Annotated in this window: 13 protein-coding genes; 8 read left to right on the plus strand and 5 right to left on the minus strand. The window is 66.6% G+C overall.

The window, feature by feature from the left end:
• Nucleotides 1–33: 33 nt before the first annotated feature.
• Nucleotides 34–1,239, minus strand: a complete 1,206-nt coding sequence (locus AB0B61_RS27630) for a DUF6328 family protein (RefSeq protein ID WP_358437449.1) — start codon at nucleotides 1,237–1,239, stop codon at nucleotides 34–36.
• A 313-nt stretch (nucleotides 1,240–1,552) separates the two neighbouring features.
• Between AB0B61_RS27630 and AB0B61_RS27635 the strand changes: the two genes are divergently transcribed.
• Complete coding sequence (locus AB0B61_RS27635) at nucleotides 1,553–1,891, plus strand: STAS domain-containing protein (protein ID WP_358437832.1); 339 nt, start codon at nucleotides 1,553–1,555, stop codon at nucleotides 1,889–1,891.
• 370 nt (nucleotides 1,892–2,261) lie between these two features.
• Nucleotides 2,262–3,386: an ice-binding family protein gene (locus AB0B61_RS27640; protein ID WP_358437452.1), complete on the plus strand. Its 1,125-nt coding sequence runs from the start codon at nucleotides 2,262–2,264 to the stop codon at nucleotides 3,384–3,386.
• 797 nt (nucleotides 3,387–4,183) lie between these two features.
• On the opposite strand, the gene AB0B61_RS27645 is transcribed toward AB0B61_RS27640, so the two are convergent.
• Complete coding sequence (locus AB0B61_RS27645; protein ID WP_358437455.1) at nucleotides 4,184–5,089, minus strand: S41 family peptidase; 906 nt, start codon at nucleotides 5,087–5,089, stop codon at nucleotides 4,184–4,186.
• A gap of 62 nt (nucleotides 5,090–5,151) precedes the next feature.
• Here AB0B61_RS27645 and AB0B61_RS27650 point away from each other — a divergent pair, with 62 nt between their 5' ends.
• Nucleotides 5,152–5,505, plus strand: a complete 354-nt coding sequence (locus AB0B61_RS27650; RefSeq protein WP_358437458.1) for a hypothetical protein — start codon at nucleotides 5,152–5,154, stop codon at nucleotides 5,503–5,505.
• A gap of 122 nt (nucleotides 5,506–5,627) precedes the next feature.
• Here AB0B61_RS27650 and AB0B61_RS27655 read toward each other — a convergent pair whose 3' ends face one another.
• Nucleotides 5,628–6,365 carry a hypothetical protein gene (locus tag AB0B61_RS27655; RefSeq protein ID WP_358437461.1) on the minus strand — a complete coding sequence of 246 codons (738 nt, stop codon included), beginning with the start codon at nucleotides 6,363–6,365 and terminating at the stop codon, nucleotides 5,628–5,630.
• Between the two features lie 260 nt (nucleotides 6,366–6,625).
• Here AB0B61_RS27655 and AB0B61_RS27660 point away from each other — a divergent pair, with 260 nt between their 5' ends.
• A complete protein-coding gene (locus tag AB0B61_RS27660; RefSeq protein WP_219534557.1) occupies nucleotides 6,626–6,892 on the plus strand; it encodes a hypothetical protein in 267 nt (88 codons plus the stop codon).
• A 337-nt stretch (nucleotides 6,893–7,229) separates the two neighbouring features.
• Here the strand turns inward: AB0B61_RS27660 and AB0B61_RS27665 are convergent, their stop codons facing one another.
• Nucleotides 7,230–8,489 (minus strand): MFS transporter, encoded by a 1,260-nt coding sequence (locus AB0B61_RS27665; protein WP_358437464.1) that lies wholly within the window; start codon nucleotides 8,487–8,489, stop codon nucleotides 7,230–7,232.
• Between the two features lie 75 nt (nucleotides 8,490–8,564).
• Nucleotides 8,565–9,206, minus strand: a complete 642-nt coding sequence (locus AB0B61_RS27670; protein ID WP_358437466.1) for a TetR/AcrR family transcriptional regulator — start codon at nucleotides 9,204–9,206, stop codon at nucleotides 8,565–8,567.
• Nucleotides 9,207–9,281: 75 nt separating this feature from the next.
• Here AB0B61_RS27670 and AB0B61_RS27675 point away from each other — a divergent pair, with 75 nt between their 5' ends.
• The 4 genes from AB0B61_RS27675 to AB0B61_RS27690 all read left to right on the plus strand — a co-directional run bounded on the left by AB0B61_RS27675 (nucleotide 9,282) and on the right by AB0B61_RS27690 (nucleotide 13,505).
• A complete protein-coding gene (locus tag AB0B61_RS27675; RefSeq protein ID WP_358437469.1) occupies nucleotides 9,282–9,935 on the plus strand; it encodes a carboxymuconolactone decarboxylase family protein in 654 nt (217 codons plus the stop codon).
• Between the two features lie 430 nt (nucleotides 9,936–10,365).
• Nucleotides 10,366–11,349, plus strand: a complete 984-nt coding sequence (locus AB0B61_RS27680; RefSeq protein ID WP_358437472.1) for a sugar ABC transporter permease — start codon at nucleotides 10,366–10,368, stop codon at nucleotides 11,347–11,349.
• Nucleotides 11,333–12,202 carry a carbohydrate ABC transporter permease gene (locus tag AB0B61_RS27685; RefSeq protein WP_225299952.1) on the plus strand — a complete coding sequence of 290 codons (870 nt, stop codon included), beginning with the start codon at nucleotides 11,333–11,335 and terminating at the stop codon, nucleotides 12,200–12,202. Before AB0B61_RS27680 ends, AB0B61_RS27685 begins: the two co-directional genes overlap by 17 nt.
• A gap of 34 nt (nucleotides 12,203–12,236) precedes the next feature.
• Nucleotides 12,237–13,505 carry an extracellular solute-binding protein gene (locus tag AB0B61_RS27690; RefSeq protein ID WP_358437475.1) on the plus strand — a complete coding sequence of 423 codons (1,269 nt, stop codon included), beginning with the start codon at nucleotides 12,237–12,239 and terminating at the stop codon, nucleotides 13,503–13,505.
• Nucleotides 13,506–13,508: the final 3 nt, after the last annotated feature.

Genomic DNA, 13,508 nt, shown 5'->3' on the forward strand with positions numbered 1-13,508 from the left:
AAAGGGGTTGAAGGGCGTATCTCGCCGAGCACCTCAGGGCCTGCTCACCGCCGCCCGGCTGTCCTCGTTGTGTGTTGTCTGCGGTGGGTTGGCCGTTGCCTGGCGGCGCAGGTCGATGATCGGCTGCAGGAGCCACAGCCAGCAGGTCGCCAGCGCCGCCGCGGCACCGAACACGATGGCGAGCCAATTGCCGAGCACAACCTCGGCCACCAAAACCACCCCGGCGGTGATCGCGACCGCCAGGGATACGGCGCCGACGAGCCCCAGCTCGTTGGCACGATGCACGATCTTCTCCTTCAGCCCGGTACGAAACAGCAACCGGTGCTGAACAGCGGGCGTGATGAAACAGACCGAGGCGGTGGCCGACCCCGTCAACGCGATGAAGAACAGCCAATGGCCCGAGGTGTCCACCTTGGCGAAGCCACTCTGAAACGGCATCGCCAGCAGAAAGGCGAAAAGCACCTGCACGCCGGTCACCATGACCCTCAGCCCCTGCAGGAGCTCGGACAGCTCGCGGTCGATGCGTTCCTTGTGACTCTCGTCGGCGCTGCTCTCCTCGGCGCTCACAGCAGAAGATTCGCCATCAGCGAGAAGGCGGCTTTGGCTTTCCTGCCGGGGCAACGCCATCGGCTGACACCTCCGTGAGTCTTCCGTGACACCGCCACGGGGGGATCCATCGATCGTGTTCTCGGCGAGAGCCCGCCGATCACCGCCGATGAGGTCGTCGAACAAGGCGTGATAGTGCGTCATGGCCTGCCGCAGTTTCTGTACCGACACCCAACCGTCCCCGGCGCGCCCGCTGATCTCATGAGCTTGGCGGTAGTGCTCCAGGGTGCGGCTGTGTCGCAGCGACAAGTCGGACGCCTGCTGCGCGAAATCCTCAGTGGCATAGCCGCGCTTGGCCATGACGGCCCGAACCAGAAGATCGGCCTCGCTGACCGCGGGACTCGGCTCATTCACGAAACGCTCCTGAACCGCGGCCCACCTGTCGGCATAACCGCGGCGTGAGTCGGGATCGAGCGGCTTTATGTCGAGTGGACCCGATCGCGTTCGACGGGCTGGCAGCTCACGCTGGGCCGCCCTGCGGTTGCCCGCAGCGGCAACAGTGCGTTCGTACTCGGGGCCGAATCGCTCGCGAAGGCGACCTCGACGCCTTCGCAGCCAGAAGCAGCCGACGGCCGACGCCACCACCATCACCCCGCTGATGACGGCCACCCACATCACTGCCTCGGCGGACACGACCGCCTCCGCCCCGGGTATCGCCGACAGCGCATCCCGCCCGAAGACAGGTAACTGGACACTTCAGTCAACACCGCTTACCCAAAGACGGATATGGGCGTTTCAAGCAAAGCTCATCGCGGGAGCTGATCACAGCTAACGCCCCTCACAGGCTGAACTGTCGCCTCGACCCAGGGCCGGCACCGTGGCGACGTCGAGATCATCCTCGATCCGCGCCAGGCCGGATCGAAGATCTGGACGATGCGCACATGCCGGTAGTTGACCGTGGACAGTCCAACGACAGGATCGTGAGTTGTCTCCCGTTCCGCGGACCTTGTCGTTCTGCGACGCCCGCGGGCTGGGCGTTCTGATCGGCGTCCAACGCCAGGCCACATCCCTGGACATCGCCCTCGGCCTGGCCGCGCCCCGCCCGTATGTGGCCAAGGTACTGCGCCTCACCGGCCTGGACCGCAGCTTCCCCATGTACGGCCACCACCCCGGCTCGGGCAAGGGGGCCCAGCACCGCGAGAGCGCGCTGAGACCTCATACGGCATATACCTATTCACTTTGTCGCCACCGGGACGACCGTTCAGTCGCGACCTTGTCTTCCCACCGCGGCAACAGCCGAACTGCACCCGTCAGGTGCTGCAAGAAGCCCACATCCAGGCACTGACCAGCCCATTATCCCCTTCCGGCGCACTTGGTGGATCTGCCCCCACAGAGCGAGATCGTCGCCCGCGTGGCGTGCAGCTTGATCGGCGACGGCTGGATTAAGGTGACGTTGGCTCGCGGGGATGTAGTCGCAGATCGGGCCCTTGCGCCAGCCGATCTCCAGTTCGGGGGTGGCGAGGGCTTCGGCGAGCCGAGTTGGCCCCGCTGTCTGAGCCTAGATCCGCAGTCAGGGCTGCAGGCTTGGCTCTACCTGTAGAGGGGGACGGATGAGGAAACTCGCCTCGGTTGAGCTGCGACGCGCCAGGAGCTCGAGATCGATAGGGGCGCCGACATCGGTTTCCGCCACGGTAACTGCCCCGCCGCAGGTCCGCTTGCCCAACTCTTCCCGGCTGGCGGCCGGTTTCGCGCTCATTCCCGTCATGACCATGCTCCTCACCGCGCAGTCCGGCGCGAGCGCCCCGCAACCGCCAGTGCCGCTCGGCACGGCCGCGAGCTTCGCCGTTCTGGGGGCCAGCACTGTCACCAACACCGGTAACAGCATCATCACCGGCGACCTCGGACTTAGCCCGGGTACGTCGGTGACCGGTTTCCCGCCCGGCACCGTGGTCGCCGGAGCCATCCACGCGGCCGACGCCTCCGCCGCCCAAGCCCAGAGCGACCTGACCACCGCCTACAACGACGCCGCTGCCCGGACTCCCGCCACCACCGTGCCCACCGAGCTCGGCGCCACCACCCTGACGCCAGGGGTCTACAACTCCGCCGCAGGCACCTTCGGCATCACTGGAAACCTGACCCTCGACGCCCAAGGAGACCCGGACGCGGTCTTCATCTTCCAGGCCGCCTCCACCCTCATCACCGCCTCCTCCAGCACGGTGACCCTCACCGGGGGCGCCCAGGTCGCCAACGTCATCTGGCAGGTCGGCAGCTCGGCCACGCTGGGAACCGGCTCCAGCCTCGCCGGGAACATCCTCGCGCTGACCTCGATCACCGTGACCACCGGTGTGAGCGTGAACGGTCGCGTCCTGGCCCGCAACGGCGCCGTCACCCTGGACACCAACAGCATCACCCGGCCCTCCACCGGCGCCCTGACCATCACCGTGCCCGGAACCGCGAACCTGGGTTCCGCGACAGCCGACGCCGCCAACGTGTCGGGCTCGCTCGGCGCGGTCACCGTGACCGACACGCGCGGTGGCCCGAGCACCGGCTGGACCGCGACCGTCAGCTCGACGAAGTTCACCACCGGCGGCGCAACCGCCTCCGAGACCATCGCGAAGAGCCTCATCCGCTACTCGCCCGGCGCGGCTACGTCCACGACTGGTAGCGCGACGTTCACCCCCGGCACCGCCGGCGATCTCGGCTCCACGCGCACCGCCTTCTCCGCCTCCAACGGCACGGGGGACAACTCCGCCACCTGGAACCCGACGATCACCGTGACCCTGCCCGCCAGTATCGTCGCCGGAGCCTACACCGCCACCATCACCCACTCGGTCTTATAGCATCCCTTGCCGCGATCAAATCGCCATGGTCGCCCTAGCCGCCGCGGACTTCCGAGCTCGCTCAGCTGCCGCGTGGTGCCAGACGGCCCGCTCGCGGTGTTCGCTGACGTCGCCGATGTCGAGGTCGGCGCATGCCTCGTGTTGCCGGGCTGTCCGTTCGTGCGCGCAGGCTGCGGGCTGGTAGGCCGGGGCGGGAAACTGCTGACAAGGTGCCCTTCCCTACGGATCAGAAGGTTGGGGTTTCGAGTACCTCCGGCCGCACACAGCATCAAGGCCCGTTACCAGGGAAACCTGGAACGGGCCTTCGTGTTTGTCCTGGCAATCTTGGGATCTTGCTGACGGAGGCGGGCTCCTGTCCGACAACACAGGGTGGGCGTTCCTGGACAAGGACTCGCTGACCCGCGCCACGGTCGAACGGCTGCTCGTCTCCCTCGGTGGCGATCCGCATGACCAGCCCACGGAGTTGTACCTACGCGAGGTCCGGCCGCTGGAGTGGCCAGTGCCTGATGGAGACCGCGTTCGACAACCTGAAGGTGGGGACCTCAGCTATCTTGTCCGCTCGGCTCAGCGACCGAAGTACAGACCACAGGCGATGACCGTTAGATCATGCCTCCGGCAGGGATCTCCGGCCTCGAAGTGATCATCTCTCTCGGGTAAAGCTCGTGGAGTGGTTGAGGTGAAAGCTGATCACTTCGCACTCCATCGGCCCACAGCGCGGTCTGGTACCAGGCCCGGAGCTCCAGTCGCCTTGATCACGAACAACGTTTGGTACCGCACTGTCGATGAGCTGGACCGCGTCAGCCTGCCAGTCGGGCGAGTGCCAGTGCGTGTGCCTGGTCGAGGGATTCCGCGGCAGCGCAAGGGACGTCCGGCTGCACACCGGTGCCCTCCCAGTTCGCGCCGGAGACGGGGTTGATGGCACGGCCGGTGGGGACGGTGGCTTCCAGGTGGGGGTGGACGGTCCAGCCCTTGCACGGGTGTGCGCCGCCGCGGGTGCGCTCGCCGACGACAACGGCGCGGCCGAGCTGCTGCAGGTCGTAGGCCAGTTCCTCAGCGGCGGAGAAGGTGCTGTCACTGGACAACACGTACAACGGTTTGCTACCGCCGAAACGCGCGCCGGGAACGTGCGGCAGGCTCCAGTACTGCTCGCTGCGCTCGCCGCTGCGCCAGTACATGGTGTTGAGGTGGGTGCGCTCGTCCAGGAGGTAACTGCAGACGAAGGCGACGGTGTCCGGGTCGCCGCCCCGGTTGTTGCGAAGGTCCACGATCAGCGCCTGGGCGCGGGAGGCCAGGGTGAGCGCGGCGCTCAGCGGTTCGGCGGCCCACTCCAGCGGAAACAGCATCGGCGCCAGCTCCACCACGGCGACCCCTCCCTCGAGCAACTCCACCCGGGGGGCACCGCCCAGCGAGGTGTCGAAGTCCCGGCGGATGGAGTCCAGGGTTGCCGCGCCCTGCTCGGGGGACACCGGGTCGGCGTGGTGCTTCAGTCTCAGGTGTTTGTCGTTGTTGACGGACTGCAGGTCCGCGGTGACCAGACGGGCGAGTTCCTCGGCGCCGTCGACGTCATAGGCGCCCTGGGCGAGGCGTCGTTGTAGCAGGTCGGCGAGCTGCTCGGCTATCTCAGGGAAAACGTAGTGCTCGGTCAGCAGCCGGGCTGTCTCGTCGATGACAGGGGCGGGCTGAAGGTTCGTCAGAGTCGTCATGGCAGGGAGTAGATCACTGCCCTGACGAAAACATCAAAGACGTTGAGAAACCTTCGATATGGGTGATCAGCCGCTTCGATGCGGTTCCCGCCTTCTGCGTGGCGGTGTGGCGGTGTGGCGCGGCTTCGGCGATCAGCATGGCGCTGGTGATCCCGCTGGCTCTGGCCTTCCTGTTCTGGGGGCTCGTCCTGGACGCCGATGACGACCTGCCCGGGGTGCTGCTCGCGATCGGCCCCGCCGTCCTGCTGGGCGTGGTGACAGCGGTGGCCGCACTCCTGCTGTGGCGGCTGAACGCCTTCATCGCGGTGCTCGGCGGGATCGGCGGCCTGCTGATGTCAGTGGAGGCCGTCGGTCACTTCGTGGACCTGATGCCGGGGCCGAAGGGGGGCCAGGACGTCTTGGACGTATGGAGGTAATGATGTACAGCGATAGAGCCGCACGGCTCTATCCGCTGCCACCTCTCACCACACGCGATGAGCAGGCCAAAAGGGCCTCTGCATGGTGACCGCGACGGCGTTGGGGCCTGCCTTAGTAGGGGCTAGTGCCGATGAGGCGAGGTTCCGGAATCATTCGTGATGGGGACGGCTGTGAGCGCCTCAGCGAGTTGACGCATCGAGGAAACCGCGACCGACCCCCCGACGTCAGCGAGATGCTTGCGTTTGCCGTACTTGCTGACCACGCCGATGGCCTGGACGCCGGCATCCGAGGCCACGAACATTTCCTGAGAAGACACGCTGATCAGCGTGCAGTCAGACGGTTCCGCGTTGAGCATCAGCGCCGCTTGCCACAGAAGTTCGAGGCCCGGCTCCTGCGTAGCGGGCTGGCGTTGCTCGCGTCCGATGACCGGCCCCACCAGGTGTCGCAGATCGTGCGCGTCGAGGTAGCTCTCGATGGCGGCCGTGCAGGTGTCACCCACCATGGCGACGGGTCTGCCACTGGCCTTGCAGGCCGCCAGTACCTCGGACGCCCCTGGTGTCGGTACGGCCGTCAAGGCTGCCGCCATCTCGGCCTCTCGCAGGGTTTCCTCTGCTTCGGTCCCGTAGTCCCGCCTGACCTTGTGGGCGTAGTCCAGCATCCACAGCGGGTCGGCCACGATGAGGGTCAGGAGCGACATCCTGTGCCCGTGGGCGGTGAGTCGGTCGCGGATGTCGCCGGCGACCGCCGCAGCGTCCATTTCGGGGTAAAGATCGCAGGTTGCGCCGTTGACGGCGAACAGTACGGCGCGGGTCCGCTCCAGGACGCGGGCGACATGGGGGCGCACTCTCGTGCTCGTCACGCGGAATCCTCCTGATCATGGTGTCCCGACCGATCGCAGGCCTACGGCCTGGGGGCGTTCGGCGATAGGTGTACGGAGAGACGGAGCCTTAAGGCGAGTACGCGTCGAGCGGCCCCGCTGTTCACATCTCGAGTAATTTCCGGACGCTCTCAACCGTTTGAATGAGAGGCGCGTCCAATGCATTGAACGAAGTTGCGCTGTCTGAGTTACTGGGGCATTTCCATGGTCCCTTGTGGGATCCAGTGGAGAGGGGAGTAGGTATGGGGATCTTCAAGCAGGCCACGAACGACGCCTTGGCGGCCAGCGCCCGAAACGCCGCAGCTGAGGGACGTACGGTGTTCACGGCTCAGATCATCAGTGAGATCGGGCATCTCAACGTTTCCGGTGAGATCGAGAAGCTCGGCCGTGGCATCGAGGTAGTTGAAGCCCAGGGGTGGAAGCTCGACACCGTGAACACCCTCAAAGTAGACAAGATGACTGGGGATCGTCCCCTTTTCGTGTGCGTGTTTCGCCGTCACCAGTGGTGAGGTGATAGGCGACGCGCAGCCTGATTCTGCTCACCGATGGTTTTCATGTCCACGCCTTTTCCGTGCATGCAGCCGATCTTCGGCGTCGAAGGGCTGAGCGAGCGTTGGGGAGAAGCGCTCAGGCGTCTTGGAGCTGTATCAGCCCGGCGTCGGTCGGTCTGAACCCGCATGCGTCGAAGTAGAAGCCTCGTAGGTGCGGCTCGAAGTCCACGTGCAGCCATTCGCAGCCGGCGTTCCTGGCGGCTGCCGTCGCCCGACGGATGAGTTCGGTTCCGAGCTCATCTGGGCGTAAGCCAGTGAATTTCGGTGAAGGACACCGTCAAAAGGGTCCAGGCGGCTACCGGATCGTGTCGTGCCGGCGTTCCTGGTCCAGCCAGGCGGGACCAGTCGCCTGGTCAGGGCCGGCCGGCGGTGATGAGGCGGTGCGCGCGGTGACCACCATCACGGCGAGGCCGAGCGCCACGACCGCGGCGCCCACGTACAGCGGCGCGGTGTAACCCAGGCTGGCGCTGATCGCGAGGCCGCCGAGCCAGGCGCCGAGGGCGTTGCCGACGTTGGAGGCCGCGACGTTGGCGCTGGCGGCGAGTGGCGCGCCGCCCGCGGCGTCCGTGACGCGGGTGATCATGCCGGGGACGCTGGCGAACCCGAAGACGCCCATCAGGAAGACCAGGACCACTGACGCGATCCGCCCGTCGGCCAGCAGCCCGAACGCCGCGAGCGTGGCGGCGAGTCCCGCCAGGGACACGATCAGCGTGCGGTCGCGGTCGCGGTCGGCCGCCCGGCCCCCAGCGATGTTGCCGATCACCAGGCCGCTGCCGTAGACGACGAGCAGCCAGGCGACGTCCGCGGGGGTGAAGCCGGTGACCTCGGTGAAGGTGTACGCGATGTAGCTGAACGCTCCGAACATGCCGCCGTAGCTGAGGGCGGTGGCGGCCAGGGTCAGCCAGACCTGCCAGGAGCGGAAGGCGCGCAGCTGAGGGCGCAGACCGGCCGGCCGGTGGGTCTCGTGTACGGCGCCCGCCCAGGCCGGGACGCACACGGCGATGGCGGCCAGGGCCAGCACGCCGATGCCGGTGATGGCCCAGAATGTGGCGCGCCAGCCCCAGCGTTCGCCGACCAGAGCGCCGAACGGTACGCCCAGCACATTGGCGACCGTCAGCCCGGCGAACATCACGGCCACTGCCTGCGAGGCCCGCTCCGGCGGGACCATGCGGCGGGCGACGAGCGAGCCGATGCCGAAGAAAGAGCCGTGGCACAGGGCGGCGATGACGCGGCCGAGCAGCGCCACGGCGTAGCTGGGCGCGACGGCGGACAGCAGGTTGCCGAGGACGAACAATGCCACCAAAGCGACGAGGACGGCCTTGCGGTGAACGCGGGTGGTGGCGGCGGTCAGCAGGATCGCGCCGATCGCGACGCTCAGGGCGTATCCCGAGATGAGCCATCCGGCCGCGGCCTCGGAAACGTCCAGGCTGTCGCTCACCTGGGGCAGCAGGCCCGCGATCACGAACTCGGTCAGGCCGATCCCGAAGCTGCCGAGCGCGAGTGCGACCAACCCGGCGGGCATCCGCCGCGCGTTCCTGTCCTGTCGGATGTCCACGCACAGAGCATGGTGCTCGGTCGCCGACCCCGGCAAGGCGCTCCGCGAAAGGCGACCAGGCCGCGGTCGTTCCGGTCAGCGGCCGATGGCGGGTGTGAGGCCGACAAGCTTGGTCAGGAAGCGATCGATCTGCTCCTCCAACGGCGGCCATGGCAGGTCGGGCTGATTGACCCGCATCGACACGGCCCCGTGAACCGCCGCCCTCAGGTCCAGTGAGACCACCGCGGCGTCGTCGGCCGGGGCGAGCCCGGCGTCAATACACCGCTGCACCGCGGCGGTGGTGCGCTCGGCCAGTTCCTGCTTGAACGACATGGCCGCACGCTGGTTGAGCGTGCTCTCGTGCAGCACCTTGTACAGGCCGGGGTGCCGTTGGACCCACCTGCCCAGCAGCAGGACGCGGGCCCGCAGCTTCCCCGCCGGCTCGGCGGCACCGGTCTCCGCCTGATCGACGGCCTCCAAGAGCTCGCGATGGAACCTCTCCAGAGCGGCCAGGACGAGCGCGTCCCGGTCGGCGAAGTGAATGTACACAGAGGTCGCCGCGACGCCGACCTCCCGGGCCACCGCGCGCATGGACAGGGCCTGGTCGTCGCCGTGTTCGTCCAGCAGTCGCAGGGCGGCGCCGACGATGTCCTCGCGCAGTCGCTCGCCCTGGCCGCGCGGGTTGCGGCCCCGCCTGCCACCGGAAGGGCCGGCCGGAGCGGAGGGGGTCGTGTCCATGGTGGCCCATTGTAGGCGAACAACTTTAGCGCTACAGTCGTAGCACTACAGCTGTTCACGTATAGAGGATTTCCTATGAAATTGGACTCGGTGTTCGCCGAGATGAGCGCCGCCACCGACCGCCTGCTCTGGGACGAGAGCCCGGAGCTGACCGCACGCGAGAAGGTCCTGCTGTGCCTCACGGCCGACGTCTGCCAGCAGACCCTCGGCCTGCCCTTCCAGCAGCATGTGACGATGGCGGCAGACTGCGGCTTATCGGCCGACGACCTGCGCGAAGTGCTCCGCTTCGTCGCCTACGACAGCGGATATCCCGCCGCCCTGGCGGCGCTCGCCCGCCTGACCGACCTGGAGCGGGAGCACGCCCTGCCCGCCCCCACCGGTCAGGGCCACGAGGTGAACGCCAACGGCACGGGCAGCCCGATCCCCGAGCCGATGCGGCAGGCCGTGGCCGCCCTCGACGCACCGTTCGGGATCTACATGGATCTGCAGTCGCGGATGCGCGCCGACATGCGACTGCTGTCGGTCCGTGAGCGCGCGTTCATCACGATGACCGTCGATGTGCTCTTCCAGACCCTGGAGGAGAGCTTCCGCGCCCACCTGACGCGCGCCCTCGCCGCCGGCGCCACGCCGGAGGAGGTCCGTGCCGTCGTACGGTTCTCCGCGCAGTTCGGCATGACCAAGGCATGGCGCGCCATGCACGTGCTCGACGCCCTGCTCGCCGGACGCTGACGAGGCGTCTGCCCTTCCCCGCAGGTCAGCGGGTTGGGGGGTTCAAGTACCACCGGGGAGTTCCTTGATCTCAAGGGACTCCCTGAGTCGTTTCTGGGGGCCGACTGCAGAGCAACGGCTGTAGGGCCTTCGTCCACCGAACTGAGCGAATCCGGCCTGAGCGAGCCGCTGTACGACCGAGTGGACGGTGTCTTCACGTCAGGGAGCCGGCTGGGCCGAAGAGTGCAACCGGTTGTAGTTCGCCGGAAAATTTAGCTGGCGGCCAGACGGCTCGGATAGCCAGGTGAACTGGGAAAACATAGATCACGATATATCGGTAACATCTACGTAACGCCTGCAAAGGGTTGACGAAACTTTTGGTGCACCTATAGGAAAGCGCTATCCGATCCCGCCGTGCCCGGACGGCCAGGAATGAGGGACACATGCGTCTATGTCCGATTCGATCGCGGTAACCCCGGAACGGGCGCGCGCTCGCCGGCGAGCCCACGCCAAGCCGCCGGGTGCGGGGCGCGCCAAGCGGGTGAACGCTCACAAGCGGCGAGAGGCCCGTACGGCCTATCTCTTCCTGGCCCCATGGTTCATCGGCCTGTTCGTGATCACGGTCGGCCCGATCCTGGCGTCGCTGTATCTGTCGTTCACCGACTTCAACATGCTGGAAACGGCGAAGTGGATCGGGCTCGACAACTACGCGAAGATGTTCACCGAGGACACGCGGTTCCTCACCTCGCTGAAGGTGACCACGATCTACGTGGTCGTGTCGGTGCCGCTGCAGCTGGCCTTCGCGCTCGGGCTGGCGCTGGCGCTCGACCGGGGGCTGCGCGGCCTGTCGTTCTACCGTTCGATCTACTACCTGCCGTCCCTGCTGGGTGGCAGCGTGGCGATCGCCATCCTCTGGCGGAAGATCTTCGGTAGCGATGGCCTGGTCAACGCCGTGCTGGATGTCTTCGGCATTCAGGGCGCGGGCTGGGTCTCCGATCCCGACACCGCGCTGGGGACGCTGATCCTCCTGCACGTGTGGACGTTCGGCGCGCCCATGGTGATCTTCCTGGCGGGGCTACGGCAGATTCCGCAGAGCTACTACGAGGCGGCCCAGGTGGACGGGGCCGGCAAGCTCCGCCAGTTCCGGTCGATCACGCTGCCCCTGCTCACGCCGATCATCTTCTTCAATCTCGTACTCGAAGTGATCAAGTCGTTCCAGTCCTTCACCCAGTCGTTCATCGTCAGCAGCGGCACCGGCGGACCGGTCGACTCCACGCTCTTCTACACGCTCTATCTCTACCTGAAGGGCTTCAAGAGCTACGACATGGGCTATGCGGCAGCCATGGCCTGGGTGCTGCTGCTCATCATCGCCGGACTGACCGGTGTCAACTTCCTCGCGTCGAAGTATTGGGTCTTCTATGGCGACACCAAGTAAGGCCGTCCCGCTGCTGTTCCGCCCGCTTCCGCGGGGCAGCCGCCTGCTCAAGCACATCCTGCTGATCGGCTTCGGCCTGGTCATGCTGTACCCGCTGCTCTGGATGGTGTCCAGCTCGCTGAAGCCGGAGGAGTTGATCTTCCGTGAGCCGGGCCTGTGGCCGAGCACCTTCACGCTGGAGAACTACAGCGACGGCTGGACCTCGCTCAAGCACACCTTCGGGTTCTACCTGTGGAACTCGGCGGTCATCACCGGCCTGTCGGTGGCGGCCAACCTGATCGCCTGCTCCTTGGCCGCGTACGCCTTCGCCCGGCTGAACTTCCCGCTGAAGAAGCTCTGGTTCGCGGTCATGCTCGGCTCGATCATGCTGCCGCACCATGTGACGGTCGTGCCGCAGTACATCGTGTTCTCCAAGCTCGACTGGATCAACACGATCTGGCCGCTGATCGTGCCCAAGTTCCTGGCCACGGACGCGTTCTTCATCTTCCTGATGGTGCAGTTCATCAGGACCCTGCCGAGGGAACTGGACGAGGCCGCCTCCATCGACGGCGCCGGCTACTGGCGGGTCTTCCTCCAGGTGATCCTCCCGCTCTGCACCCCGGCGCTCGCCACGACCGGCATCTTCACCTTCATCTGGACGTGGAACGACTTCTTCAGCCAGAACCTGTACCTGACGAACTCCGACAACCTCACGGTCGCCGTCGCGCTGCGCCAGTTCCTGGACTCCAGCGGTGAGTCCTCGTGGGGGCCGATGTTCGCGATGTCGATCGTGTCGCTGGGGCCGATCTTCGGATTCTTCCTGGCCGGCCAGAAATACCTGATCCGTGGCATGGCGACCACCGGACTCAAGTAACACCCCCCGTAACTCTTCACCAGGAGGTAGAGCTGTGAAGCCTAGGATGATGTGGACGGTCGCCCTGCTGTCGGCGGCCGTCATGACGGGCGCGGCCGGCTGTGGCGGCGGCGACAAGGCGGACAGTGGCAAGGTCGAACTCCGCTTCTCCTATTGGGGCAGCGACTCCCGGCAGAAGCTCACCGATCAGGTGATCAAGAAGTTCGAGGAGAAGAACCCGACCATCAACGTCGAGGGCGACTTCTCCGACTTCAACAACTACTACGAGAAACTCGCCACCAAGGTGGCGGCGAACGACGCCCCCGACGTCATGAGCATCGAGATCCGCGGCCTGGGCGAGTACGCCGGGCGCGGCGCCCTGGCCGACCTGGCGGGCAAGGTGGTCACGACCGACCTCGACCAGCAGGCGCTCGCCGCCGGCAACATCGACAGCAAGCAGTACGCCATCCCGAGCGGCGTCAACACCTTCTCCATGCTCGTCAACAAGGCGACGATCGAGAAGGCCAAGCAGAAGGTCCCCGACGACAAGTCCTGGACCTGGGACGACTGGACCAACCTGGCCAAGCAGATCAGCGCGAGCGGTGGCGGCATCACGGGAGCCGAGTACAACTACAACCCGGCCTGGCTGCAGATCTTCGCGGCCCAGCGCGGCGAGAAGCTGTACGACGGTAAGAAGCTGGGCGTCTCGCCTGACACGCTGAAGGCCTGGTGGGCCATCCACCAGCAGCTGATCCAGACCAAGGGCTCGCCTGACGCGGCGAAGAGCTCCGAGCTGATCGCGGGCGGGGTCGAACAGTCGCCGCTGGGCACCAACACCGGTGCGACAGGCATGTGGTGGAGCAACCAGCTCGGCGGCCTGACCAAGGCGTCCGGTCAGGAGCTGACCCTGCTGCGCATGCCCAAGGCGAAGGAGGCGACCACCAGCGGCATGTTCCTGCAGCCGTCGATGTTCTACACGATCGCCGCCAAGTCCGAGCATCCGGCGGAAGCCGCCAAGTTCATCGACTTCATGGTCAACGACCCGGACGCGGCCTCGATCCTGCTGAGCGACCGTGGCCTGCCGACCAACGCCAAGGTGCTCGCGGCCGTCAAGGACAAGCTGCCGGCCGTCGACCAGAAGACGCTGGGCTTCATCGACGAGGTCAGGAGCGAGCTGAGCCCGATCGCCGCTCCGCCGAAGGGCGCCCTCCAGGTGGATGACATCCTCAAGCGCGTCACCGAGGAGGTCGTCTTCGCCAAGACGACACCGGACGCCGCCGCGCAGAAGTTCCTGACCGAAGCCAACGCCGCTCTCGCCGGCTGAGGT

Origin of the sequence: Nonomuraea sp. NPDC049158 (assembly GCF_040648335.1) — a bacterium.
Lineage (GTDB): Bacteria > Actinomycetota > Actinomycetes > Streptosporangiales > Streptosporangiaceae > Nonomuraea.